Genomic DNA, 24,386 nt, shown 5'->3' on the forward strand with positions numbered 1-24,386 from the left:
CGAGCGGGCGACGGCTGATCAGGTGAACTCGAAACCAGGTCAGACCCCGCTGACCAGGCAATCAGCACTTCCCGCTTAGCGGGGGAGCCTCAGGTTCGGTGATGAACCCCGACTGGAAGGGCAACCTGATGGAGGTCCTTTCCTGCACCCGGGCGCCTTTCTGGGTCCCCAACGGCAGCGCCCGATGTCCCCCAGGCGATCACCACCCTGATGATGTCGCAGCTCGCCTACGCCGAGATCCAGATCCCCACCCCGGTCGTCACCATGAACCCGGCCGTCGACCAGACCGTCAATCTGGCCACCTGGCTCTGGGCCGACAACGCGGACTTCGCCCCCGTCTGGGTCAGGGCCAGCATCGGCACCCTCTCCGCCACCGCGACGGCGACACCGGTGAGCTTCCACATCGACCCCGGCGCGGAGGCCACCGTCTTCCCGGGCGGCGCGGAGTGCCCCATCACCGACGGCAAGATCGGCACGCCGTACGTCCCCGGTTCCCTCGGTGACCCGCCGTGCGGCATGGTCTACCGGCGGGCCTCCACCGGTGGGCCGTTCAAGCTGACGGCGACTCTCACCTGGCAGGTCTCCTGGACCGGCTCGGACGGCAACGGTGGCAACCTGCCGGACGGCACGTTCAGCACAACGATCGACATCCAGGTGAAAGAGGTCCAGACCATCGTGCAGAACGGCCGCTGAGCGCGCGGGGGTTCCCGGCCCGACAGTCAAACAGTCAGCCCAGCAAAGGGAGCACCGAACCGAGGTCCGCACGCTCCCCGCTGGCGCTGACTTCGGCGTTCTCCAGGGCATCAGCCCAGGTCGTACGGCCCGCAGCCAGTCGCAGCCACACCTTGGGGGTGGTTTCCACCACGTTCGGCGGGGTGCCCCGGGTGTGCTTGGGTCCGGCGATGCACTGAACCACCGCGAACGGTGGGATCCGGACTTCGACGGAGCCGCCGGGGGCCCGGACGGCGAGGACGCCGGCGAGCACGCGGGTGGTGAGGGCTAGCGCCTGGTGGTCGTGTGGGAAGGCCGTTCCGGTGGCTCGTTCCAGATCGTCGGCGTGCACAACCGCTTCGATGAGCCGGGTGACGAGCATGTCGGCGAAGCGCATAGGTCCGATGCGGGTGACGACTGGCGCGTCGTCCGCACGTTCGGTCAGGAGTCGTACGGAGTTCTCGACGACCCCTGGCAAAGCCATGTCCAGGTCGGCGGTTTCAGCGATGGCCCGCCGGGTGTCGGCGCGGATGTCAGCGGCTTTGGCGGCCGTGCCGTCGGCCCACTGCCCGACGGTGATCAGCGTGCCCACCGGGGCCGGTTCGGCAGTCCAGCGCCGCACGCTGGTGACGCCCATGCCGATATGGGCGACCAGGTCGGCGGTGCGCCAGTCGATGAGCCCCGAGGGCGCGGCGAGTTGCTCCGGGGTGAGCGCGGCGGTGTAGGCGGACAGCGCCTGCCATTCGGCGGTGAGGGCCGTTCGCAGCTTTTCCGGGTCGACGGGACGGATTCGGGGCGTCTTCGCAGCACGGCTCTCCATGGTGGAAGCGTACAAATCCACAGGACTATCGCCACCCGGTTATCCACAAAGCCCTGGTGGAGCCGGGGTTTTCGACACTTCGAGGAGAATCGTTTCTCCACAGATTCAGCCGGATCGGCGCTGTTCGATAGTGGTTTCCCGCACCGGCTGGAAAAGATGGTCGTCGACCGGTGAACGGAGGTGGTCTTCATGACCGTGTACAGGTCTCCCGAGCGCATCGACGCGCTCGGAACCGCCCTCACCCACGCTGCGGTCCTGCTGGAACGCCAGGCGGAGGCGGCCAGGCGGGCGGCGGAAGCGGGCACGCAGGACTGGCGGGGCCGCGCCGCGGACGGCTTCACCGGGCAGGCCCGCGAGGTGGACCGGAGCTGCACGGCAGTCGTGCAGGCGGTGCGGGCGGCGGTCTCAGCGCTGCGCCTGCACGCCGGTGAGCTCCGTGCCGCGCTCAGGGAACTGGCCGTACAGAACCAGCGGAATCCAGAAGAATTGGATGAGGAGTGACGACTTGACCCACGGCAGCGACGGGTTCCAGGTGGACACCGCACCGTTGACCGCCCTGGCTCCGCTGTTCCAGGAGCTCGGGCAGACCTTGGCCCACCTTCAGGAGCAGCTTGACCAGAGCCGGCAGGATCCCGGCCTCGGCGCGAGCGCCGCGCTGTGCCCGAACACCGCCGGCCAGGTGGCGGTCCGGCTCGCCGAAGCAGCAGACGCGGTCGCCTACGCCCGGCGCGTGGCAGCGCCGGTCCCCGCGGGGCTTCAGTTGTGCGTCAGGCACTACGGCGGCAGCGAGGGTGCGGTGACAACCAGGCTGTCCCGGGTGGACGCGGCGGTGACTGCGACAACCACTGCGGCCAGCGACCTGCCATCGATCCCGTACGGGTCACCAAGACCGTAAGGACCGTCAGGCACCGTAAGCAGGACCGGACTTGCTGTGGATCGTACGAAAATTCTTAAACGCGCGCAGCGCTGGGCCGACCTCAAGCTCGGCTACGGCATGTCCGGGCATTTCGAGGGCTACCGCACCGACTGTTCGGGTCTGGTGTCCATGGCCTGGGGCCTGCCGGCGCCGGGTCTGGACACCACAACCCTGCCGGACGTGGCCCATCCGGTCCGCAAGGAGGACCTGCGCCCTGGAGACATCCTGCTGAACACCGCACCCGGCGCGGACGGCCACACGCTGATCTTCATCGGCTGGGCCGACGAGGCGCACACGCAGTATTCCGCGTATGAGGAGAGCGGTGGCGCGGGCGCGCGCCGGAGCGTGGTTCCGTACCCATACTGGCCGGGACACGGCACGTTCACGCCGTACCGCTACGACGGAGTGCACTGAGAAGGGCCCGGACCGGACCCTTCTCAGCGGTCAACTGTCAGCTCAGGTGAAGAGGTTCCGCAGCGTGGCCGTGCTGGCCGTGCGCAGTTCCTCGACGCCTACGGTGAACTGGCCCTGGACGTCCAGGGTGTCGCCGTCGACCACACCGATACGGGTGACCGGGAACTCACGCACCTTGCACATGTTCACGAAGCGCAGTTCCTCGCTCCGCGGCACCGCCACGATCGCCCGGCCGGCCGATTCGCTGAACAGCGCGACGAACGGGTCACCCGCGGCGGAGCCGCTGTCGGTCACAGTCTCCGGGATGACAATCCGCGCGCCGTTGCCGCCGCGCAGGCAGGCCTCGACGAGCGCCTGGGCCAGGCCACCGTCGGCCAGGTCGTGGGCGGCGTCGATCATGCCGTCCCGCGAGCCGGCGATCAGGATCTCGGCGAGAACCCGCTCGCGCTCCAGGTCCACCTTCGGCGGCAGGCCTCCGAGGTGGTTGTGCGCGACCTGCGCCCACACGGAGCCGGACAGTTCCTCGCGGGTGTCGCCGAGGAGCAGGATGATCTGTCCCTCTTCCTTGAACCCGATCGGGGTGCGGCGGTCCACGTCGTCGATCACGCCGAGCACCGCGACCACGGGGGTCGGGTGGATGGCGGTCTCGCCGGTCTGGTTGTACAGCGACACGTTGCCGCCGGTCACCGGGACGCCCAGGGTCAGGCACGCGTCGGCCAGACCCCGGCAGGTCTCGGCGAACTGCCACATGACGTCCGGGTCCTCGGGGGAGCCGAAGTTCAGGCAGTCACTGACCGCGAGCGGCTTGGCCCCGGCCGTGGCGACGTTGCGGTAGGCCTCAGCCAGCGCCAGCTGCGCGCCGGTGTACGGGTCGAGCTTGCTGAACCGGCCGTTGCCGTCGGTGGACACCGCGACGCCGAGGTTGGTCTCCTCGTCGATGCGGACCATGCCGGAGTCCTCCGGCTGGGACAGCACGGTGTTCCCGAGCACGAACCGGTCGTACTGGTCGGTGATCCAGGACTTGTCCGCCAGGTTCGGGGAGGCGGTGAGGGCGAGCAACGTCGCTTTCAGCTCGGCACCGGTCGACGGGCGCGGCAGCTTCTCCGCACCGTCGGCCTGGAGGGCGTCCTGCCAGTCGGGGCGGGCGTAGGGACGCTCGTACACGGGGCCCTCGTGCGCGACGGTGCGCGGCGGCACGTCGACGATCTGCTCGCCGTGCCAGAAGATCTCCAGGCGCTCGCCTTCGGTCACCTCACCGATGACGGTGGCGATGACGTCCCACTTCTCGCAGATCTCCATGAAGCGCGCGACCTTGCCGGGCTCCACGATCGCGCACATGCGCTCCTGCGACTCGCTCATGAGGATCTCCTCAGGCGAGAGCGAGGCGTCGCGCAGCGGCACGGTGTCCAGGTCGACACGCATGCCGCCGGAGCCGGCCGAGGCCAGCTCGGAGGTGGCGCAGGAGAGCCCGGCGCCGCCGAGGTCCTGGATGCCGTCGACCAGGTCCTCGCGGAAGATCTCCAGGGTGCACTCGATGAGGAGCTTCTCCTGGAACGGGTCGCCGACCTGGACGGCCGGGCGCTTGGCCGGGCCAGTAGAGTCGAAGGTTTCCGAGGCCAGGATCGAGACGCCGCCGATGCCGTCGCCGCCGGTGCGGGCACCGTAGAGGATCACCTTGTTACCGGTGCCCGACGCCTTGGCCAGGTGGATGTCCTCATGCTTCATCACGCCGACGCACAGCGCGTTGATCAGCGGGTTGCCCTGGTAGCACTCGTCGAAGACGAGCTCGCCGCCGATGTTGGGCAGGCCCAGGCAGTTGCCGTACGCGCCGATGCCGGCGACCGCGCCGGGCAGCACACGCTTGGTGTCCGGGTGGTCGGCCGCGCCGAAGCGCAGCGGGTCCATCACCGCGACCGGGCGGGCGCCCATCGCCAGGATGTCCCGGACGATGCCGCCGATGCCGGTGGCCGCGCCCTGGAAAGGCTCGATGTACGACGGGTGGTTGTGCGATTCGATCTTGAAGGTGACCGCATAGCCCTGGCCGACGTCGACCACACCGGCGTTCTCGCCGATGCCGACCAGCATGGCGTCGGAGGCCGGGGCCTTCTCGCCGAACTGGCGCAGGTGCACCTTCGAGGACTTGTACGAGCAGTGCTCGGACCACATGACCGAGTACATCGCCAGCTCGGAAGCGGTCGGACGGCGGTCCAGGATCGTGACGATCCGGGCGTACTCGTCGTCTTTGAGGCCCAGTTCGGCGTACGGCTGCTTGAAGGAGTGACCGGCCATCGGGCCGTCAGTCAGCCAGCCGCGGTCCTGGGAGTCGTCAGTCGCCTTGGCGACGGTGTCGAGATTCACGCGTTGACCAGCTTCTTCAGAACGGACGTGAAGAACCCGAGGCCGTCGGTGCCCGTGCCGGTGATCGGCTCGACCGCGTGCTCGGGGTGCGGCATGAGGCCGACCACGTTTCCGGCCTCGTTGGTGATGCCGGCGATGTCGCGGAGCGAGCCGTTCGGGTTGCTCACTTCACCGGGGGCAGAGCCCCCGGAGCCCCCGGCCACGTAGCGGAAGACCACCCGGCCCTCGGCTTCGAGCATGTCGAGCGTGCGCTCGTCCGCGGTGTACCGGCCGTCCATGTTCTTCAGCGGGACGGTGATCTCCTGGCCGGCGCTGTAGTCGACCGTCCAGGCGGTGTCCGGGTTCTCCACACGCAGTTTCTGCTCACGGCAGATGAAGTGCAGGTGGTTGTTGCGGAGCATGGCCCCGGGCAGCAGATGCGACTCGGTCAGCACCTGGAAGCCGTTGCAGATCCCGAGGACTGGCATGCCGTCCTTGGCCGCCGCGATGACGGACTCCATCACCGGCGAGAACCGGGAGATGGCACCGGCGCGCAGGTAGTCACCGTACGAGAACCCGCCGGGCAGGATGATCGCGTCGACCTGCTGGAGGGCCTTGTCGCGGTGCCACAGGGACACCGGCTCCGCGCCGGCGATCCGGACTGCCCGCAGTGCGTCCCGGTCGTCCAGCGTTCCGGGGAAGGTGACAACACCGACCCTGGTGGTCACGTGCCGCTCCCCGTGGGCTCAGTCTCCACGCGGACGGTGAAGTCCTCGATGACGGTGTTGGCGAGGAAGGATTCGGCTGCTTCACGGATCCGGGCGAGGGCTGCCTCATCCACCGGCCCGTCAACTTCGAGTTCGAACCGCTTGCCCTGGCGGACATCGCTGATCCCGGCGAACCCGAGGCGCGGCAGCGCGCGCTGCACCGCCTGGCCCTGGGGATCGAGGATTTCCGGCTTGAGCATGACGTCGACGACGACGCGTGCCACGCGCACTCCCACTGTGCTTTGGGGCCCTGCGCAAGCTGTCGCAAGCTCAGGCCCAGGTGCTGGTGCGAAGCCCAAGAGATCCGTGGAGGCACTCGATGGGCCTGCTCTGCTTCGGCCCTGCCAGGGTACCGGGCATGTTGTCCGATTCTGGCCGCGCCCTGACCCCCTGCCCGTTCAGCGGCCTTTGTCCAGTCTTTGGACGGTGCGCGCCGGGAACTTGCCGGGCACTCGCCTGCGGCCTGTCCGGCACTTGTACGGCGCCTGGACGGTGGTTGTACGGCGCTTGAACGCCGTCCGCATCGCCCCGACCTGGGACTCTCCAGTTATCCACAGGCCTGTGGATTACTCCCGGCGCACCCGGCGCGGGAGCCTTCCCGTACGAGATTCCAAGTAACGCCCAATATAGGCAAGTCACCCCATATGACCTGGGGGAATGTCTATAAATTACCGCGTCTGACCGGATGGCCCAACGGGTGTCCGGCACCCGTACCGTCAACACTTCGGTTTTCCACAGGCATGTGGACATCCCCGGTCGGCCGCCGTCGCGCGCCCCCTCCACAGCGCTCCCCCGCCCCGGCACCCCGGTCACCGGACGACTGGCGAAACCGACTGCCGAATGGCCACGGCCCGACCGCCATCTCAGGCACGGCCACAGTCGCCGCCATCGGCATCGGCACTACAAAACCACTACACAACGAACCCGACCTGCCCGGGAAATCGAATCGGAATCCCCGGCTATAAAGCAATCCAACCCGTCGGCACAGCCTCCACTGCTTCCAATCCGAGGTGAGAATGGACACCTTCACCTCTGCCGACGGCCACTTTCCCCCTTATACTCGCCAATGAAGAAGACCATTTCTGATTTCCTCGGAGCCATACCCGAGAGGACGCCTTCATGGCCCAGCGCGTAGTAGTGAAGTTGTACGACGACATCGACGGCAGCGAGGCCGCGGAAACCATCCGATTCGGCCTTGACGGTCGGTCGTACGAGATCGACCTGTCCGAGAAGCACGCGCTTGAGCTGCGCGAGGCCCTCAACCAGTACGCCGTCGCAGGTCGCCGCACCGCCAAGAGCGGCCAGGCCTTCCGGCAGACGGTGGTTGCCGCCGACCCGAAGACGGTCAGGGCCTGGGCCCGCTCCCACGGCCTTGAGGTACCGGCCCGCGGGCGCATTCCGCACCGCGTCTACCGCGAATTCGAGGCTGCCAACTAACCTCTGCCGGCCGCAGAGGAACCTCCACCTGGGGCGCCCGGACATCTGTCCGGGCGCCGTCGATAAACTGCTGCCCCAGAGGCATCTTCAGTGGCAAAACGGACAAGCCAGGCGCTTCGCACGTCTGTGGTGCACGAGCACTCCGGGACGTCCGGTAGAGTTCTCCATGTCGGAACGTGGGGGTAACACCTCGCGGGACACACGCAGGTGTGGCTCAGTGGTAGAGCGCCCTCTTTCCAAGAGGGAGACGCAGTGTTCGATCCCTGTCACCTGCTCGACTTGCCCAACAACATCCAAACAGACGGTTTTGGACCGGCTGAACGGATGGGGTAGGGTAAGATATGCAAGATTGCGGCAAACAAAAGCCCTGATCAAGCATGCGGACGTAGCTCAGCTGGTAGAGCATCACCTTGCCAAGGTGAGGGTCGCGAGTTCGAATCTCGTCGTCCGCTCCAACGAAGGGCCGGAACACTGAAAAGTGTTCCGGCCCTTCTGTTTTGCCTGGAAAATCCACAAAATCTAAAAAAATCTACAAACCGGTCAACCAGCTGGGGGCCTCGCAAGGCCCCCACAGCGTGACTGCCCCCGCTCAGCTCCAGGTCTTCCCGGTCAGCCGTTCGTACGCCTCGACGTACTTCCGCCGGGTCTCCTCCACCACAGCCGCCGGCAGGACCGGCGGGGTGAGTTCACCCCGGTTGTCCCAGCCGGACTCCGGCGAGGCCAGCCAGTCCCGGACGTACTGTTTGTCGAAGGACGGCTGCGCGCCGCCCGGCTGCCAGCCGTCGACCGGCCAGAAGCGGGACGAGTCCGGCGTCAGCACCTCGTCGGCCAGCACCAGGTTGCCGTCCGCGTCGAGCCCGAACTCGAACTTGGTGTCGGCGAGGATGATGCCGCGCTCGCGGGCGATGTCGCGGGCCCGGGAGTAGACCGTCAGTGTGGCCTCCCGCAGCCGGGCTGCGAGGTCCTCCCCGAGCTGGGCGGCGATCTGCTCGTAAGACACGTTCTCGTCGTGCTCGCCGACGGCGGCCTTCGACGCGGGGGTGAAGATCGGCTCGGGCAGTTCGGAGCCGTTCACCAGGCCCTCGGGCAGTGGGACGCCGCACACCGTGCGGGAGATGTTGTACTCGGCCAGCCCTGAGCCCGCGAGGTAGCCGCGGGCCACGCACTCCACCGGCACCATCTCCAGGCGGCTGCACACGAGCGTGCGTCCGGCCCACTCGGCCGGGGCGCCGTCCGGCAGCTCCGTGGAGATGACGTGGTTCGGGTACAGGTCGGTGAACTGCTCGAACCACCAGAGCGACAGTTCGGTGAGGATGTCGCCCTTCTGCGGAATCTCCGGTTCGAGGACCCAGTCGAAGGCCGACATCCGGTTGCTGGCGACCATCACGAGGTCACCGTTGCCGTCGGCGTAGAGCTCCCGGACCTTGCCGGTGTGGAGGTGGGTGAGGCCGGGCACCTGGACGGGCTCGGGCTGGACGACAAAACCGCTCACAGGAACTTCCCTCAGTACCGACAGCACTTGCTGTGCCAGCCGCGATTGCCGCGCCGACAACGATTGGCGCGAGTCTTTCACGGAGCCGCAGGAGCGGTCGTGGCCCTACCCGGTTCCGCCGGGCACCGTCTCGTGCACTGAGACGCCGGCTGATTCCAGCCAGGCGAGCAGCGGGCCGTCGCCGGCCCTGCGGTCTTCCGCCGGACCGCCGTCCGCGTCCTCGGGGACGTCGAGGACCGCGTCAACCAGCGCCTCCACATCGATCCTCCGACCGTCCAGACCGACCAGGACCGGGCCGTCCAACCAGTCCACCGCGGGGCGCACCCGTCCGGCGTCGATCGCCGTGCAGGCGGTCAGCGCGACCGTCTCCTCGGCCAGGTATTCGATCGGGGAGATGCCGTCGGGGTCGGCCCGCCGCTGGGCGAGGATCCGCAGCAGGACGTCACGTGACGCGCCGCCGTAGCCGAGCAGCCGGATGAGCCGGCCGGCCCGCTCCCGCCACAACGGCTCGATGACCACGTCGGGGTACTGCGCCCAGGTCACCGGGCGCAGCGGCTCCATGCCGTCCGTACGCTCCGCGAACAGCGCGGCGGCGAGTTCGGACACCTCCGCGTCGGTACAGGTCGGGTCGGCGAGCAGAGCGCTGGCCGCGGGCAGTGCCAGGCGGTCCCCGAAGCCCTCGGCCAGGCGGTCCCGTCCGGACAGTTCGGTCAGCGCGTGCACCACGCCGTCCATCAGGGCGTCCGGGTAGCGGCCCGTGCCCCAGGCCGGGGCTGCGAGCCGGGTGAGCAGGCGGTCCCAGCCCGCGTACGCGAGGCCGACCTGTTCGTGGGCGGTCGCCCGTACGGCGGTGTCGACCGGATGGGCGTGGGAGGCCGCCCAGGCGGCGATGTCGCGCTCCATCAGCTCGGCGGGCCCCCGGCACTGGTCGAGCAGTTGCCGGGCCACCGCCCGGGACAGCCCGCCGGTCACCCGCAGCCGACGGCCGCGCAGTCCGAAGCGGCGGCGCCGGGCGTGCCCCTCGGCAGCCGGCGGCAGGGCTGCGGCGTCCAGTCGGCGCACCCAGCGCCGGGCGCTGGCCACGGCCGGATCGGCGGCCGGATCTGTACCGGCGACCACCGGCGCGAGAAGGGCGCGAAGTTCCGCCACCCGCAACCACCACAGGAATGGCGCGCCGATGACCAGCACAGTCCGCGGAGTCCTGCGGGAGAAGCTGCTCCCGCCCTCTTGTTCCAGCCAACTGTCGCAGTCCGGGCAGAGCCTGATCTCGTCCGGCGGAGGCACATCGAGCTCCCGGGCCAGGTCCCGGACGAGGTCGTGCAGTTCGGGGGCCTGCCCCTCGGGCACCGGCACGGAGGGGCCTGGCGCGGGTCGCACCAGGGCCAGGTCGGCGCCGATCGCCACCATGACGAAGACCAGCAACCCGGCTGTGGCGGCCAGGACGGCGCCGAAGAGCCCCCGGTCGGCTACCCGCAGGGCGCCGGTGAGCAACACCGCGGCAGCGGCGAAGGTGGTGCCGAGAACGGCTGTGCGGCCTCGCCGCACAGCTCGTGCCCGCGCTTGGGCGTCGGTCGCACCGGTCACGCGTGTGGCCCCCATCCTTTGTGTAGTCACCTCGGCGTTGTTCACCCGTACGGGCGAAGTCCTCACGGAGTGCAGTGCTCGCACGATAATGCGACGAGTGCCTTATGCGCCCCCCCTTCGACCCGAAGTCCATCCTCGTGGGTGAGATCGCGCGCCAGACGGATGCTTTTTGGCCAAACCAGCAACCGCCCGGAAGGCCCCTGCGTCTGCGTGGCTGCCGGGCTCTTGGAAACGCCGAAGGCGGCCCTCGCCCCGCAGGGTGAGAGCCGCCTTCAGGACGGATTTCAGACGGTGATGTCGCCCTTGACCGCGCGCTCGGCGATGTCGGTGCGGAAGTGCGACCCCGCGAGGCGGATGCGGCCGACGGCGTCGTAAGCCCGGTCGCGGGCCGTTTCGAGCGAGTCACCGGTGGCCACGACGGTCAGCACCCGGCCGCCGGCGGACAACACCCTGCCCTCGGCGTCCCGCCGGGTCCCGGCGTGCAGGACGTACGCGCCCTCAACCGACGCCGCGTCCTCAAGGCCTTCGATGACGTCGCCGGTCTTCGGCGCCGCCGGGTAGTCCTCGGCGGCGACGACCACGGTGACCGCCGATCCGCCGCTCCAGCGCAGCGGCTCGATCGTCGCGATCTTCCCGGTCGCGGCGGCCAGCAGCACCCCGGCCAGCGGCGTCTTCAGGCTGCCGAGCACAACCTGCGTCTCCGGATCGCCGAAACGCGCGTTGAACTCGATGACCCGCGGACCGCGCGAGGTCAGGGCCAGACCGACGAACAGGACACCGGTGAACGGCGTGCCACGGCGCTTCATCTCGTCGACGGTCGGCTGGACGACACTCGCCATCAGGTCGTCGACGAGCCCCGCCGGGGCCCAGGACAGCGGTGTGTAGGCGCCCATGCCGCCGGTGTTGGGGCCGGTGTCGCCGTCCCCGACGCGCTTAAAGTCCTGCGCGGGCTGCAACGGCACGGCGGTCTCGCCGTCGCACAGGGCGAACAGGGATACCTCGGGACCGTCGAGGAACTCCTCGATGACGACCCGGTCGGTGGCTGCGGCGTGCTCGCGCGCGACCTCGATGTCGTCGGTGACGACAACGCCCTTGCCGGCGGCCAGACCGTCGTCCTTGACGACGTACGGGGCGCCGAACGCGGCCAGCGCGTTGTCGGCCTCGTCAGGCGTCGTGCAGAGGTAGGACCGGGCGGTGGGCACGTTGGCGGCGGCCATGACCTCCTTGGCGAAGGCCTTGGAGCCTTCGAGCCTGGCGGCCAGCGCAGAGGGGCCGAAGCAGGCGATCCCCCGGGCGCGCACGGCGTCGGCGACACCCGCGACCAGCGGGGCCTCCGGACCGACGATCACCAGGTCGGCTTCGACCTCGGCGGCGAGGTCCGCGACCGCTCGGGCGTTCACGGCGTCGACCGCGCGTGTCTGCGCCACGTCGGCGGTCCCGGCGTTGCCGGGGGCGCAGAACAGGCCAGTGACAGCGGGATCGTTGGACAACGAGAGACACAGCGCGTGCTCACGGGCACCGCTACCAATGACAAGAACCTTCACGGTGCAGAGCCTAGTGCCACCATCGCAGGGCCCCGACGTCTGTCCGCACTGCGGGCGACTGGGCGGAGCGACGAAGAGCAGCCCGCACAAGGCGACGGGCGCGCAGCGTCCCGAGCGCGACCGGAGGTCGCAGTCTTCCGGGCGACGCGCCGGCGCCGAGCGACTCCGGAGCGCCAGCGACGGAGGCGTGAGGAAAACGCCGTCGCTTGGAGCCCGCACAAGTTCAGCCGAAAACGATCATTGCCCCGTGCCGGATACTCATCTGCGCCGCCTGGTAGAGCACCGCCCACACAAAACGCTCCCGGGCGAACACCCCGCCGTCGTACGTCGGTGCGGGAGCCGGGGGGTTCAGCAGGTCGATACCGATGTACGGGGCCAGATCCTCAAGCTCGCGCAGCAGTCCGATGCTGGAGCCCAGTGGGCCGCCGTCCTCCGGCAGCGGCTCGCTGACCAGCGGTCGGGGGAAGTCGATCGGCAGGTAGGCCCCGGCGTGGTCGAAGTGCCAGATGAGGTGCGCGTGCTGGGCCGCCGCGTCGAAGGTCTCAAGGAGTTGGTCGTAGTCCGTACCGAGGTCGTCGACCGTGGTGACCGGGAAGCCCGTGCGATGCAGGAGATACGCCCGGCGGAGGAAGTGCAGTGAGTCGTGGTCGAAGGCGCCGGCCGTACGGATGTCACCGTTGACGCCGGGGACGTGGCCGTAGACCGGGACACCGGGCAGCCCGGCTCCGGTGAGCGCGGCCTCGTAGGCGGCCAGTTCGTCGTGGAAGGGGTTCAGCGGGCTGCGGCACAGGGCGTCCACCAGCGGCACCAGCCACACGTCGCAGTCCACGGCGGCTACGGGTTCGACGGTTCCTTCGGGCACGGACATCTCGCTCCACGCAGTGGGTCTGGCTGATCCACCGACTCTACGCCGCACGAGGTGAACGCGTGTCAGGCCTCGACGCCCGCCAGTTCGGCCGCACGGAGCTTGGCGGTGGCGGCGTAGTCCCGCCACAGATCCTGGGCGCGTTCCGGCTTCCGGTCGGCGATGCACTCGACCAGTTCGCGGTAGCGGCGCCAGCCGCTGGTGAGGTCGGCGGCGTTGCGCAGGTGGGCCGCGACGTACATCCAGCCCTGGACCCGCAGGGTCTCCAGGACCATCGCAAGCCGCTGGTTTCCGGCCAGGGCGCCGATGGTGCCGAAGAACTGCCGGTCTACGGTGGCGGCTTCGGCGATGCCGCCGCCCTCTCCGTCGTCGAACCTCATGGTGTCGAGACTGTCGGCGAGCGCGCGCAGTTGCTGCAACGATTCCTCAGGTGCCGTGCGGGCGATCCGTCCGGCCAGCGGGACCCCGATGAGCCGCCGGGCCTCGATGATCTCGATGAAGTCGGCCCAGGTGAACTGTGCGACCTGGAAGCCCCGGTGGTGGCCGCCGCTGAGCAGGCCGTGCGCGGCGAGGTGGATCAGCGCCTCGCGGACGGGGGTGGCCGACACCCCGAAGCGCGCGGCGGTGCCGCCGACGGTCAGCGATGTGCCCGCGGCCAGCCGGCCGGTGGTGAGGTCGTCGCGCAGGACGTCGGCGATCTCTTCGCGCAGGCTGACACTCCGCACCAGCGGCCCGGCGCGCAGGTCGGTGGCGAAGCTGGGGGCCGGACGCAGGATCGTCCCGGCGGCCGTGCCGGAGGGCAGGCCCTGGATGTCGAACTGCGCTATCGAATGCACGTCGTACTCTCCCCGCCCGTCCATCAGATCGGGTTGATCCTAGGCAACGTTGTCCGGCTTGGGTAGTAATAATGAGACATCTGACGCTGCATTGATATCTGACGTCTTTTGATGACAGATGACATTTGACAGACGGCAGACGGCAGACGGCAGACGGCGGACGGCAGACGGCAGACGGCAGCCGGACACGCGGAAGGCCGTGGACACCAACGGTGTCCACGGCCTTCCGGCTGTTCAACAGGCTGTTACTCGCAGAACGCGTCCGCGACGGTCAGCGCCTCGTCGAGGATCGCCAGGCCTTCCTTGGCCTCCGCCTCGGTGGTGGTGAGCGGCGGCACCACATGCGTGCGGTTCATGTTGACGAACGGCCACAGTCCACGCGACTTGCACGCGGCGGTGAAGTCGAGCATCGGCTTAGCGGCCGGGCCGGCCGCGTTGTACGGCGCGAGCGGCTCGCGGGTCTCCTTGTTCTTGACCAGGTCGAGGGCCCAGAACGCGCCGAGGCCGCGGACTTCGCCGACGGACGGGTGGCGCTCGGCCATCGCCCGCAGCTCCGGGCCGAAGACGCTCTCGCCGAGCCACTTGGCGTTCTCGACGATCTTCTCGTCGCGCATCGCGGTGATCGTCGCGACAGCGGCGGCGCACGCCAGCGGGTGACCGGAGTAGGTCAGGCCGCCGGGGTAGACGCGCTCCCGGAAGGTCTCCGCGATCTTGTCGGAGATGATGACGCCGCCGAGCGGGACGTAACCGGAGTTGACGCCCTTGGCGAAGGTGATGAGGTCCGGCGCGACGTTCCAGTTGTCGACCGCGAACCACTCGCCCGTACGGCCGAAGCCGGACATGACCTCGTCGGCGATGTAGACGATGCCGTATTTGTCGCACAGGGCGCGGACGCCGGCCAGGTAGCCGGGCGGCGGCACGAGAATGCCGGCGGTGCCGACGACCGACTCCAGGATGATCGCGGCGATGGTCTGCGGACCCTCGAAGACGATGGTGTCCTCAAGGTGCTGGAGTGCGCGCTCGCCCTCCTGTGCCTCGTTCTCCGAGTGGAACGGGGAGCGGTAGGCGTACGGGCCCCAGAAGTGCAGGATGCCCGAGACGCCGGTCTCGCTCGGCCAGCGGCGCGGGTCGCCGGTCAGGGCGATCGCGTTGGCGGTGGCCCCGTGGTACGAGCGGTAGGTCGCCATGACCTTCTGGCGGCCGGTGTGCAGCCGGGCCATGCGGACGGCGTTCTCGACCGCCTCGGCGCCACCGTTGGTGAAGAAGACCTTGTTGAGGTCGGCGGGGGCGAGGTCCGTGATGAGGCGGGCGGCCTCACTGCGGGCGTCGTTGGCGAACCCCGGCTGGATCATGCACAGCTTGTCGGCCTGCTCCTTGATCGCCGCGACGACCTTGGGGTGCTGGTGACCGATGTTGGTGTTGACCAACTGGGACGCGAAGTCGAGGTACTTGTTGCCCTCGTAGTCCCAGAAATACGAACCCTGTGCTCCCTGGACAGCGAGGGGGCTGATGAGCCCCTGCGCGGACCAGGAGTGAAAGACATGGGCGCGGTCCAGCTCGTAGACGGCCTTCCCGGCCGCGGGGTCCACAGTGCTCATAAGCCGAAGCCTAGGGTCCGGCACTGCCCTAGAACACCCGCACTTTGACAGGTGATCGAGTTTTCAGCCGACAGCTTGTCAGCCGTACGCTGAATTCGTCCTTCTTTGTCCCGTAAATAATGTGACATGCGCCACGAGGGCAACTCGCGGGGGCGGTCTTTATGCTGCCCATATCCTGGCCACCCGCCTCGGGGGTCGATTGGCTTCCGGACCGGCAGGATCCATTTTCCACCGGAAGACTGGAACTCATGGCGAACCTCTCGGCCCCACCGGGGCGCGGGATCAGACCGAGATCAGCCGCCCGTACCCGGGATCAGACGCTGGCTTGGGCGTTCATCCTCCCCTCCCTCATCGTCTTCGCGATCTTTGTGATCTATCCGCTCGGGCGCACGATCTACCTGAGTCTGCACGGGAGCGACCTGTTCGGCCGTCCGGCGGACTGGGCCGGGGCGGCGAACTACCAGGACCTCTTCACCGCCGAATTCGGCAAAGTGCTGTGGACCACCGTGCTGTTCACCCTGCTGACGGTGATCCCGGCGATCCTCGGCGCGCTCCTGATCGTGCTGCTGCTCGAAGCCAGGATCCGCGGCGTCAAGTTCTTCCGTACGGCCTTCGCCCTGCCGTTCGCGTTCTCCGTCGCCAGCGCTTCGGTCATCTTCGCGGTGCTCTACAACCCGGCGATCGGCGTGCTCAACGGGATCCTGTCGAAGGTCGGCGTCGACCCGGTCAACTGGCTGACTGACCCGGACCTGGCCATCGTCTCCGTCGGCATCACCTCGGCGTGGATGGCCCTGGGGTACAACGTGCTGGTGCTGTCCGCCGGCATCGGCTCAATCCCGCAGGAGGTCGTCGAGGCGGCCCGGCTGGACGGCGCGACCGGCTGGCGGCTGGCCAGGAACGTGTACATCCCGATGCTGTCGCCGCAGCTGTTCTTCCTGGTCGTGGTCTCCACGATCAACGCCCTGCAGAGCTTCGGCCAGATCCACATCCTCACCCGCGGCGGCCCCGACAGCTCGACGACCACCCTCGTCTACTCCATCTACCAGACCGCGTTCGCGTACGGGAACAGCGACTTCGGCCTGGCCAGCGCGCAGGCCGTGGTGCTGATGCTGGTCGTCACCGCCTGCACCGCGGTCCAGTTCGGCGTGATCGAGCGGAAGGTGCACTACTCATGACAGACAACGTGGAGTCGGCACCCGCGCCCACGCGCGCGGTCGGCAAGAAGACCAAGTCCGTGGTCTCGCAGGTGGTCACGTACCTCGTCCTGGCGCTCATGCTCATCACCATCGCGTTCCCGCTGTACTACGCCGTGGCCGGGGCGTTCATGAAGCCCGACCAACTCGCGACCTACCCGCCCGACCTGGTCCCCTCCGGGCTGCACACTGACAACTTCACCGCCGTCAAGGACGCGATCCCGCTCGGCCGCCAGTACCTGAACTCGGCGATCGTGGCGACAGTCGTCACGGTCGTGCAGGTGCTGCTCGCGATCGTCGCCGCGTACGCCTTCGTCTTCCTGCCGATGCGCTGGAAGACGGGGATGTTCGGCCTCTTCCTCGCCACAATCATGGTGCCGTGGGAGGCCATCCTCATCCCGAACTACCAGACCATCTCGGACGCCGGGCTGGCCAACACGTACTTCGGCCTGGCCCTGCCGTTCCTGGCTTCCGGCTTCGGGGTGTTCATGCTGCGGCAGGCCTACCTACAGTTCCCGATGGAGCTGCGGGACGCGGCCGTGATGGACGGAGCCGGGCACTGGCGGTTCCTGTGGAAGATCCTGGTGCCGCTGAACAAACCGGCCATCGCCGCGATCTCGATCTACGTCTTCCTCAACACCTGGAACCAGTACTTCTGGCCGCTCATCATCACCCGCACCCGGGAGATGCAGACCTTGCAGATCGGCCTGTCCGCGCTGCGCGACGCCGAGGCCGCCGACCCCGGCCTGATCCTGGCCGGGGTGTCCCTCTCCTTGATCCCGACGCTGCTGCTTGTGGTCTTCGGCCAGAAGTTCATCGTCCGCGGCCTGACTGCGGGAGCGGTGAAGTGACTGCGAAGTCGTTGAAGTCGTTGAAGTCGTTCAGATCGTTGAAGTCGTTCAGGTCGTTGAAAAAAACCTTGGCCGGTACGGCCGTTCTCGTTCTGGCCCTCAGCGGCTGTGCGAGCGCCGGACAGAACGCCGAAGGCCGTACGGTGCCCGCCGCCGCCGCGCTCGACTCGCACAAGGGCGAGGTCGTCGTGGACTTCTGGCACAGCATGAAGGGCAAGAACGGCGAAGCGCTGGACGCCCTGGTCAAGCAGTTCAACGATGCGCACAAGGGCAAGGTCCGGATCAAGCCTTTGTTCCAGGGCGAGTACGACGACGTCGTGGCGAAGTACAAGGCGTCGGTGCAGCAGAAGGCCACCCCGACGTTGATCCAGATCTACGACATCGGCACCCGCTTCATGATCGACTCGAAGCAGACGATGCCCGTCCAGGCGCTCGCGGACAAGGACGGCTACCCGCTCGACGACATCGACGCGAACATCCGCAGCTACTACACGGTGCCCGGCGCGGACGGGAAGCCGACGCTGAACTCGATGCCGTTCAACACCTCGATGCCGCTGCTCTACATCAACGCGGACGCGTTCAAGAAGGCCGGGCTCGACCCGGCCAAGCCGCCGCGGACGCTCGACGAGATGACCGAGTACGCCAAGAAGCTCACCGTCAAGGACGGCAACGGCAAGACCGTGCAGTACGGGTTCAACGCCGCGATCTACGGCTGGTTCCTCGAACAGTTCGTGGCCCGGTCCGGCGCTGAGTACTGCGACAAGGACAACGGCCGGACGCAGCGCGCGGACAAGGCCCTGCTGGACTCCCCCGAGGCCGTCAAGGTCGCCCAGTGGTGGGCCGACATGGTCAAGAACGGCTACGCGGTCAACACCGGCCGCAAGACCGACGACGCGCAGGCCGCGTTCAAGTCCGGCCGGGTGGCGATGGGCCTGGAGTCCACTGGTGCGCTGCGCGGCTACCTGACCGCGGCACAGGGCAAGTTCACCGTCGCGACCGCGCCGTACCCCGGCCTCACCGCCGGTGGTGGCGGTCCGATCGGCGGCGGCTCACTGTGGATCAACGCGGCCGGTCATGACGATGCGTCAGTACGCGCGGCGTGGGAGTTCGTGAAGTCCGTCTCCACCCCGGCCGCCCAGGCGAAGTGGCACACGGGCACGGGTTACTTCCCGATCAATACCAAAGCCCTGGACGAGAAGCTCGACAAGGACTGGGTCGCGAAGTACCCGCAGTTCCAGGTCGCGATCGACCAACTGCACGCGACCAAGCCGTCAGTCGCGACTTCCGGGTGCCTGCTCGGGGTCATGCCGCTGACCCGCAAGACCGCCGAAGAGGGCTTGGAACGCTCCATCCAGGGCACCCAGGACCCCGCGACGGCGATGAAGCAGGCGGCGGACTCGATGAAGGAGTTCATCGACAAGTACAACAACGCCGCCGCCGGCTGAGCAGCAACGATCAAGACGAAGTGGCCCCGTCAGCACACGCTGACGGGGCCACTTCCAGTCCCACCCCCACGAGGCGACTGAGCGCAGCGAAGGAGCGCGTCCAAAGGACGCGGCCTTTCCGGCGACGCACGGGCGCCGACCGGCCCCGGAACGAAACGACCCGGCCCCACCCCCACGAGGCGACTGAGCGCAGCGAAGGAGCGCGTCCAAAGGACGCGGCCTTTCCGGCGACGCACGGGCGCCGACCGGCCCCGGAGCGAAGCGACGGGGACGGGAGGACGACGCCCGTGCTTGGAGCCGGTATCAGATCAGCGAGTGGATCTCGATGGTCTGGTTGCGGTCCGGGCCGACGCCGATCGCGGAGATCCGGGTGCCGGACATGTCCTCCAGCGCCTTCACGTACGACTGCGCGTTCTTCGGAAGCTCCTCGAACGTCTTGCACCCGGTGATGTCCTCACGCCAGCCGGGCAGCATTTCGTAGATCGGCTTCGCGTGGTGGAAGTCGGTCTGCGACATGGGCAGCTCGTCGTGGCGCACACCGTCGATGTCGTACGCGACGCAGACCGGGATCTCGTCCCAGTCGCTCAGCACATCGAGTTTGGTGAGGAAGAAATCGGTCAGGCCGTTCACCCGGGTGGCGTAACGCGCGATGACAGCGTCGAACCAGCCACAGCGTCGGTCGCGACCAGTGGTCACACCCTTCTCGTGGCCGATCCGGCGCAGCGCTTCGCCGTCCGCGTCGAGCAGTTCCGTGGGGAACGGACCCGCGCCGACACGCGTCGTGTAGGCCTTGAGGATGCCGATCACGCGGGTGATCTTCGTCGGGCCGATGCCGGAGCCGACGCTGGCGCCGCCCGCGGTCGGGTTCGACGAGGTCACGAACGGATACGTGCCGTGGTCCACGTCCAGGAGCGTGCCCTGGCCGCCTTCCAGGAGCACGATCTTGTCCTGGTCCAGCGCCTGGTTCAGCAGCAGAGTGGTGTCCGCGACGTACGGCTTGAGCTGCACGGCGTAGGCGAGGAACTCCTCAACCACGGCCTCCACGCTGAGCTCGCGCCGGTTGTACATCTTGACCAGCATCTGGTTCTTGTCGCGGAGCGCGGCTTCGATCTTCTGCCGCAGGATGCTCTCGTCGAACAGGTCCTGGACGCGCACACCGACACGGTTGATCTTGTCGGCGTAGGCCGGTCCGATGCCGCGACCGGTGGTCCCGATCTTGCGGTCCCCCAGGAAGCGCTCGGAGACCTTGTCCAAGGTTCGGTGGTACGGAGTGATCAGGTGGGCGTTTCCGCTGATCACCAGCTTGGAGGTGTCCACGCCCTGCGACTGCAGGCCCCGGATCTCTTCCAGCAGGACACCCGGGTCCACCACGACGCCGTTGCCGATGACCGGCACGCATTCGGGTGTCAGGATGCCTGAGGGCAGCAGGTGGAGGGCGTACTTTTTGTCGCCGATGACCACAGTGTGGCCGGCGTTGTTCCCCCCCTGGTAGCGGACCACGTAGTCGACGGACCCACCGAGCAGGTCGGTCGCCTTCCCCTTACCTTCGTCACCCCATTGGGCTCCGAGCAGTACGAGCGCGGGCATAAGGCGTACACCTCTTCCAGGCGGGGCATGCCAGTCTTCGGGAGCCCCGGACAGTCTGAAACCCCTTGGCGCACATTTGTACGCAAGGGGCTCTTACGGGGAGAGGTTACCTGAGGAAGGACGATCGGTGTCGGCCGAGCGCGCGCTGCTCGTGATCATTGACCCTGTGGCACGCGCTATGGACGCCGAGTCCGTACGTGTCGCTTTGGATGTCATTAAGGCATCTGTGCCGGTCAGAATGTGTATTCCAACGGACGAATCCGACCTGGAGCGGGCACTGAAGCGTCGTGGCAGACGGCGTGTCGTCGTCATCGCCGGGGACGGCGGAATCCACGATGTGGTCCGCATTCTGGGACGGCACGACGAACTCGCCGACACTCCGCTGGGCATCGTGCCGATCGGCGCGGCCGTCCACGGGTTCCCGTCGCTGGCCACCGCACTGGGTTTGCAGTCCGAACCGGCGAAAGCGGCCAGGATCGCCCTCGGGGGCCGGGAACAGACCCTCGACCTGCTGCTCGACGAGATGGGCGACGTGGCCCTGCGGTCGGTGCACATCGGCCCTGGCATCCGGATGAGAGCCGCGAAGGAAGACCACACCAACCTTTTCCGGCGTACGTGGGACACCCTGTGCGGGGTCACCGCGAACACCCTCGGCAGCACCGTGGGAGCCGCTCTGCCGCCGCTGGGACGGCTGAGTGGCACAGCGGGGCAGCGGCTGCGCATCGAAGCCGACGGGGCCGTGCTGTGCGATCTGGACCGGCCGGTGCTGTCGCTGCGGGTCGGCTGCTACTCGCAGGCCGCCGACAAATCCGGCCTGCTGCCCGTCGGGACCGCCTCCGTGGCCATCACCCGGTGTCCCCCGCCGGGGAGGCTGGTCCTGCCGAGCCAGGGCCGCCGTACGCCCGCCGCTCCCGCGTCGGTGAACGGCGACGGACCCGGCGCGACGGCGCCGGACGGCGAAGTGCACGCCCGGGAGATCACCGTCCGCGGCCGGGACTTCAGCTACGCCGCAGACGGCCGGCCCGTCGGCCCGGTGCAGAGTCGCACCTGGACCGTACGACCGGCCGCCTGGCGGTTGTTTCTGTAGGCGGGGCGAAGCACGTCTGCGTGCCCGCGTCGCTCAGTCGCCTCGTGGTGGAGCCGCTGCGGGTTTCAGCCCTCCAGGGCGTTCGCGCCCGCCGGGCTGGAGTCGCGCAGGAAGATCGTGCAGCGGTTGAACTCCTCCTCCTCGCCGATGGATCCGGCCGCGCGGGCCAGGGCGTGCAGGGCGCGGAGGAAGCCGCGGTTGGGCTCGTGCTCCCACGAGAAGGATGGAACTAGTTACCTTGAGTACGCAGCTTACTGTACGCCTCTTCGCTGCTGTCACGAAGGAACTCCCAGCACCTAGCGGCTTCGTCTGTCTCTTCGATGGCCTCGGCCGCGCGCGCTAGTGCCGCGAGACAGCGCAAGAAGCCCTGATTTGCCTGATGCGCCCACGGCACCGGACCGTGCCCCTTCCAGCCGGCACGGCGCAACGAGTCGAGGCCGCGGTGGTAACCGGTACGGGCGTACGCGTACGACTCGATGACGTTGCCCTTGACGTACGCCGTGTCCGCAAGTTCAGCCCAAGCCAAAGACAAGGTCGGGAACTTCGCGGCTACCTCGGCCGGGTCGGTGCCTGCCTCAAGGAGCTTCACAGGTTCCGGCGTCTCAGAGAGGTGCGTCGGGTCAGGACCACCAAAAAGGTTCTTCTGCTCAGTCATGCGCGCAAGCATGCCACCCGCACCCGACAGAGCCGCGCGGGCGGAAGACGTGAACACGGAAAGCTCTGTGTTCAGAAGGACGGATGATGTAACCTCCGGGCAAGTCTGGTTGTTGTAAGCGGCCTACACAGCTCGGGAGCGCATGACGTGGCGACAAAGACAAGGGCAGGAAGCCGACTGGCTGACGTAGCCGTACAGGCGACACGGGTAGGCGTTGGAGTGCCGCGCGTTGGCGTGTACGTCCGGATCAGTAAGGACGACGAAAAGGATGCCACAGGCGTTGGCCGGCAGACCGACGACGGAACCGGCCTAGCCGAAGCCCGCGGATGGGTTGTGGCCGAGACTTACGAGGACAACGAGCTATCGGCATGGAAGAAGAGTGTTACCCGCCCAAATTTTGAGCGGATGCTAGAGGACTTTGCCAACGGCGTAATTGACGGTCTTGTCGCGTACGACATTGACCGTCTTTTCCGGCAGCCGCGCGACATTGAACGCGCGATTGATATTTACGAGGTTCGGCCGGAAGCCGTGTTTGATACGGTCAGCCAGACTTTCAATCTCGCATCTGAAGACGGCCGCACGATGGCTCGATTTGCAGTGATCATGGCCAACAAGTCCTCAAATGACACTTCGCGGCGCACGCAAAGAAAACATCTTGAGCTTGCTCAAACCGGTTCGCTTCCCGGCGGAAGAACTCCGTTCGGATGGGACAGGGAAACCCGAAAGCTTCTACATCCCGAGGAATCTAAGCTTCTCCGTTCTGCGGCACAGGATGTACTGAAAGGCGTTCGTATCGCTACGATTGCCCGGCAGTGGATCGAAGCAGGCATTAAGAGCCCTGCGGGGAACGTATTCGATGACAGCAAAATTCGGAGGATGCTTCTAAATCCTCGAATTTGTGGATACCGGATGCATCAAGGGAAGTTGTTCATCGGCCCATCCGGCCATCCCGTCAAAGGTGTTTGGGAACGCATCATTACGCCTGATGAGTGGTTTGACCTGAGATCAATCCTTGAAACAAGAGCACAAGACAAGACGTACGATAACGCTACAAAGTACCTGTTGTCAGGCATCGCAAGGTGCGGGCTTTGCGGTCACAAAATGAGGGCATTCCCGAGGTCCGGACGCAAAGAGGGGACCTCTCAGTATCGTTACGCTTGCCCGGGGATCAGCGATGGGGGTTGCGGCAAGATTGCCCGGGTTGGTGAAAAGGTAGATTCCCTCATTACAAAACTCGTCTTCCTCGATCAAGAGAAGAAAGCCAGTGAGATTCACGAAGAATCTACCGAGTGGCCGGACGTGGCCGAGCTTGACGAGGTCCAGTCGGAAATTTCAGAAATCAATGAGGCTTGGAAGGGAAAGCGAATCTCTACCGCCACGTACATTGGCGCTATTGAAGAACTTGAAAAGCGACGCGACAAGCTTACGCAAGACCGCGCACGCTTCCAAGCACACACGACGCGAAATAAAGGTGTTGCGGTAGATCTTCAAGAACGCTGGGAAGATCTCACCATCGAACAAAAGCGGGCCGTCATTCTGCACAGCCTCTCAGCTATCATAATTCATCCTGCCAGCAAGGGGAGTCTATTCAATCCGGGGGACATCGAACCGGTTCCCCGAGTCTGATGCTCGTTTGATTTTAATCCCGTAGATCGACATCAAATCATCTAGCCACTCATCACTACGGGGTGGTAGCCGAGATTCCCAGTAAATCAACCACTCTTCTTCAGTAACAAACAGCCTCCTTGGTCTCTTGCTCGGGTACCTAAGTGGCACGTATCATCGGTGTCATGTGAGGCTGACCAGCATCCGGACCTTCCGCTTGGTGACGCATGACGGTCCCTCACACAGAAGCCCCGCCGGCCCATCCGGCGGGGCTTCGTCTGTCTGTAGGTCAGTGGCTCAACTGCGGCTCCACGCCGAGCCGTTGCGTGTCCAGCGGGCCGAACAGTGGCCGCACTGCCAAGAGGACGCGCTAGACCCCTTAGGGGGACTGCATCGGTGTTGAGCCACTACCACTCTCCTTGAAGACGATGACGGGGATTTGCGCGCCAACCGCGCGCGTCATGCAATCAACAGTTCCGGCCGAGTCGGCTCGGAGGAACGCAAGGCACTCGTGAGCGCCCGCGGCAATCTTTTCGGCTTGCTTACCAAAGGTAACTGTTTAGGGGTTTCAGCTGGTTGTGGGCAGCATCCATGACCGTCCGGCGAAGAGGTCGCGTAGGGCGGTGAGGGGGTTGATGCCGT

The 24,386-nt window shown here is 67.0% G+C and carries 22 protein-coding genes, 2 tRNA genes and 1 pseudogene; 12 read left to right on the forward strand and 13 right to left on the reverse strand.

Annotation, left to right across the window (positions count from 1 at the left end; genetic code table 11):
* Positions 1-213: 213 nt before the first annotated feature.
* On the forward strand, positions 214-693 hold the full coding sequence (locus AC0Z36_RS26420; RefSeq protein WP_485465571.1) for a hypothetical protein: 480 nt from the start codon (positions 214-216) through the stop codon (positions 691-693).
* Between the two features lie 34 nt (positions 694-727).
* On the opposite strand, the gene AC0Z36_RS26425 is transcribed toward AC0Z36_RS26420, so the two are convergent.
* Positions 728-1,531 carry a maleylpyruvate isomerase family mycothiol-dependent enzyme gene (locus AC0Z36_RS26425; protein WP_485465572.1) on the reverse strand — a complete coding sequence of 268 codons (804 nt, stop codon included), beginning with the start codon at positions 1,529-1,531 and terminating at the stop codon, positions 728-730.
* Positions 1,532-1,720: 189 nt separating this feature from the next.
* Here AC0Z36_RS26425 and AC0Z36_RS26430 point away from each other — a divergent pair, with 189 nt between their 5' ends.
* Genes AC0Z36_RS26430 through AC0Z36_RS26440 form a run of 3 tightly spaced genes read left to right on the forward strand, consistent with a single transcriptional unit; the run spans position 1,721 to position 2,861 of the window.
* Positions 1,721-2,032, forward strand: a complete 312-nt coding sequence (locus tag AC0Z36_RS26430) for a hypothetical protein (RefSeq protein WP_485465573.1) — start codon at positions 1,721-1,723, stop codon at positions 2,030-2,032.
* 4 nt (positions 2,033-2,036) lie between these two features.
* The gene (locus AC0Z36_RS26435; protein ID WP_485465574.1) at positions 2,037-2,426 is read left to right on the forward strand and encodes a hypothetical protein; all 390 of its coding nucleotides are present in this window, start codon (positions 2,037-2,039) and stop codon (positions 2,424-2,426) included.
* Between the two features lie 36 nt (positions 2,427-2,462).
* The gene (locus tag AC0Z36_RS26440; RefSeq protein WP_485465575.1) at positions 2,463-2,861 is read left to right on the forward strand and encodes an NlpC/P60 family protein; all 399 of its coding nucleotides are present in this window, start codon (positions 2,463-2,465) and stop codon (positions 2,859-2,861) included.
* Between the two features lie 42 nt (positions 2,862-2,903).
* Here AC0Z36_RS26440 and purL read toward each other — a convergent pair whose 3' ends face one another.
* The 3 genes from purL to purS form a co-directional block, all read right to left on the reverse strand.
* The gene (purL, locus tag AC0Z36_RS26445) at positions 2,904-5,150 is read right to left on the reverse strand and encodes a phosphoribosylformylglycinamidine synthase subunit PurL (RefSeq protein WP_485465590.1); all 2,247 of its coding nucleotides are present in this window, start codon (positions 5,148-5,150) and stop codon (positions 2,904-2,906) included.
* A 65-nt stretch (positions 5,151-5,215) separates the two neighbouring features.
* Positions 5,216-5,926 (reverse strand): phosphoribosylformylglycinamidine synthase subunit PurQ, encoded by a 711-nt coding sequence (gene purQ, locus AC0Z36_RS26450; protein ID WP_485465576.1) that lies wholly within the window; start codon positions 5,924-5,926, stop codon positions 5,216-5,218.
* Positions 5,923-6,189: a phosphoribosylformylglycinamidine synthase subunit PurS gene (purS, locus tag AC0Z36_RS26455; RefSeq protein ID WP_485465577.1), complete on the reverse strand. Its 267-nt coding sequence runs from the start codon at positions 6,187-6,189 to the stop codon at positions 5,923-5,925. Before purS ends, purQ begins: the two co-directional genes overlap by 4 nt.
* 895 nt (positions 6,190-7,084) lie before the next feature.
* Between purS and AC0Z36_RS26460 the strand changes: the two genes are divergently transcribed.
* The 3 genes from AC0Z36_RS26460 (at position 7,085) to AC0Z36_RS26470 (ending at position 7,857) form a co-directional block, all read left to right on the forward strand.
* Positions 7,085-7,402, forward strand: coding sequence for a histone-like nucleoid-structuring protein Lsr2 (locus tag AC0Z36_RS26460; RefSeq protein WP_485465578.1), 318 nt, complete (start codon positions 7,085-7,087; stop codon positions 7,400-7,402).
* A 203-nt stretch (positions 7,403-7,605) separates the two neighbouring features.
* Positions 7,606-7,677, forward strand: a tRNA-Gly gene (locus tag AC0Z36_RS26465).
* Positions 7,678-7,781: 104 nt separating this feature from the next.
* Positions 7,782-7,857, forward strand: a tRNA-Gly gene (locus tag AC0Z36_RS26470).
* Positions 7,858-7,991: 134 nt separating this feature from the next.
* On the opposite strand, the gene AC0Z36_RS26475 is transcribed toward AC0Z36_RS26470, so the two are convergent.
* The 6 genes from AC0Z36_RS26475 to AC0Z36_RS26500 all read right to left on the reverse strand — a co-directional run bounded on the left by AC0Z36_RS26475 (position 7,992) and on the right by AC0Z36_RS26500 (position 15,321).
* Entirely contained in the window at positions 7,992-8,894 is a 903-nt protein-coding gene (locus AC0Z36_RS26475; protein WP_485465579.1) for a phosphoribosylaminoimidazolesuccinocarboxamide synthase, read from the reverse strand.
* A gap of 105 nt (positions 8,895-8,999) precedes the next feature.
* Positions 9,000-10,493, reverse strand: a complete 1,494-nt coding sequence (locus AC0Z36_RS26480; RefSeq protein WP_485465580.1) for a M48 family metalloprotease — start codon at positions 10,491-10,493, stop codon at positions 9,000-9,002.
* Positions 10,494-10,762: 269 nt separating this feature from the next.
* Entirely contained in the window at positions 10,763-12,022 is a 1,260-nt protein-coding gene (gene purD / locus AC0Z36_RS26485; RefSeq protein ID WP_485465581.1) for a phosphoribosylamine--glycine ligase, read from the reverse strand.
* A 223-nt stretch (positions 12,023-12,245) separates the two neighbouring features.
* Positions 12,246-12,851 (reverse strand): hypothetical protein, encoded by a 606-nt coding sequence (locus AC0Z36_RS26490; RefSeq protein WP_485465591.1) that lies wholly within the window; start codon positions 12,849-12,851, stop codon positions 12,246-12,248.
* 101 nt (positions 12,852-12,952) lie between these two features.
* On the reverse strand, positions 12,953-13,723 hold the full coding sequence (locus tag AC0Z36_RS26495) for a GntR family transcriptional regulator (protein WP_485465582.1): 771 nt from the start codon (positions 13,721-13,723) through the stop codon (positions 12,953-12,955).
* A 245-nt stretch (positions 13,724-13,968) separates the two neighbouring features.
* Positions 13,969-15,321, reverse strand: a complete 1,353-nt coding sequence (locus AC0Z36_RS26500; RefSeq protein ID WP_485465583.1) for an aminotransferase class III-fold pyridoxal phosphate-dependent enzyme — start codon at positions 15,319-15,321, stop codon at positions 13,969-13,971.
* A 248-nt stretch (positions 15,322-15,569) separates the two neighbouring features.
* Between AC0Z36_RS26500 and AC0Z36_RS26505 the strand changes: the two genes are divergently transcribed.
* The 3 genes from AC0Z36_RS26505 to AC0Z36_RS26515 are packed head-to-tail and all read left to right on the forward strand — an operon-like array spanning position 15,570 to position 18,810.
* Positions 15,570-16,496 carry a carbohydrate ABC transporter permease gene (locus AC0Z36_RS26505; protein WP_485465584.1) on the forward strand — a complete coding sequence of 309 codons (927 nt, stop codon included), beginning with the start codon at positions 15,570-15,572 and terminating at the stop codon, positions 16,494-16,496.
* A complete protein-coding gene (locus AC0Z36_RS26510; protein ID WP_485465585.1) occupies positions 16,493-17,365 on the forward strand; it encodes a carbohydrate ABC transporter permease in 873 nt (290 codons plus the stop codon). The genes AC0Z36_RS26505 and AC0Z36_RS26510 overlap by 4 nt, the downstream gene beginning before the upstream one ends.
* On the forward strand, positions 17,362-18,810 hold the full coding sequence (locus AC0Z36_RS26515) for an ABC transporter substrate-binding protein (RefSeq protein ID WP_485465586.1): 1,449 nt from the start codon (positions 17,362-17,364) through the stop codon (positions 18,808-18,810). Before AC0Z36_RS26510 ends, AC0Z36_RS26515 begins: the two co-directional genes overlap by 4 nt.
* A 303-nt stretch (positions 18,811-19,113) precedes the next feature.
* On the opposite strand, the gene AC0Z36_RS26520 is transcribed toward AC0Z36_RS26515, so the two are convergent.
* Positions 19,114-20,397: an adenylosuccinate synthase gene (locus AC0Z36_RS26520; RefSeq protein ID WP_485465587.1), complete on the reverse strand. Its 1,284-nt coding sequence runs from the start codon at positions 20,395-20,397 to the stop codon at positions 19,114-19,116.
* Positions 20,398-20,548: 151 nt separating this feature from the next.
* On the opposite strand from AC0Z36_RS26520, the gene AC0Z36_RS26525 reads away from it, so the two are divergent.
* Entirely contained in the window at positions 20,549-21,484 is a 936-nt protein-coding gene (locus AC0Z36_RS26525; protein ID WP_485465592.1) for a diacylglycerol kinase family protein, read from the forward strand.
* 65 nt (positions 21,485-21,549) lie between these two features.
* On the opposite strand, the pseudogene AC0Z36_RS26530 reads toward AC0Z36_RS26525, so the two are convergent.
* Both AC0Z36_RS26530 and AC0Z36_RS26535 read right to left on the reverse strand, forming a co-directional pair.
* Positions 21,550-21,690, reverse strand: a pseudogene (locus AC0Z36_RS26530) (DUF3151 family protein); the annotation flags it as partial.
* A 23-nt stretch (positions 21,691-21,713) separates the two neighbouring features.
* Positions 21,714-22,139, reverse strand: coding sequence for a DUF3151 domain-containing protein (locus AC0Z36_RS26535; protein WP_485465588.1), 426 nt, complete (start codon positions 22,137-22,139; stop codon positions 21,714-21,716).
* A gap of 147 nt (positions 22,140-22,286) precedes the next feature.
* On the opposite strand from AC0Z36_RS26535, the gene AC0Z36_RS26540 reads away from it, so the two are divergent.
* A complete protein-coding gene (locus AC0Z36_RS26540; RefSeq protein WP_485465589.1) occupies positions 22,287-23,765 on the forward strand; it encodes a recombinase family protein in 1,479 nt (492 codons plus the stop codon).
* The last annotated feature ends 621 nt before the right edge of the window (positions 23,766-24,386 follow it).

It is taken from the genome of Kitasatospora sp. UYEF31 (assembly GCF_057291755.1).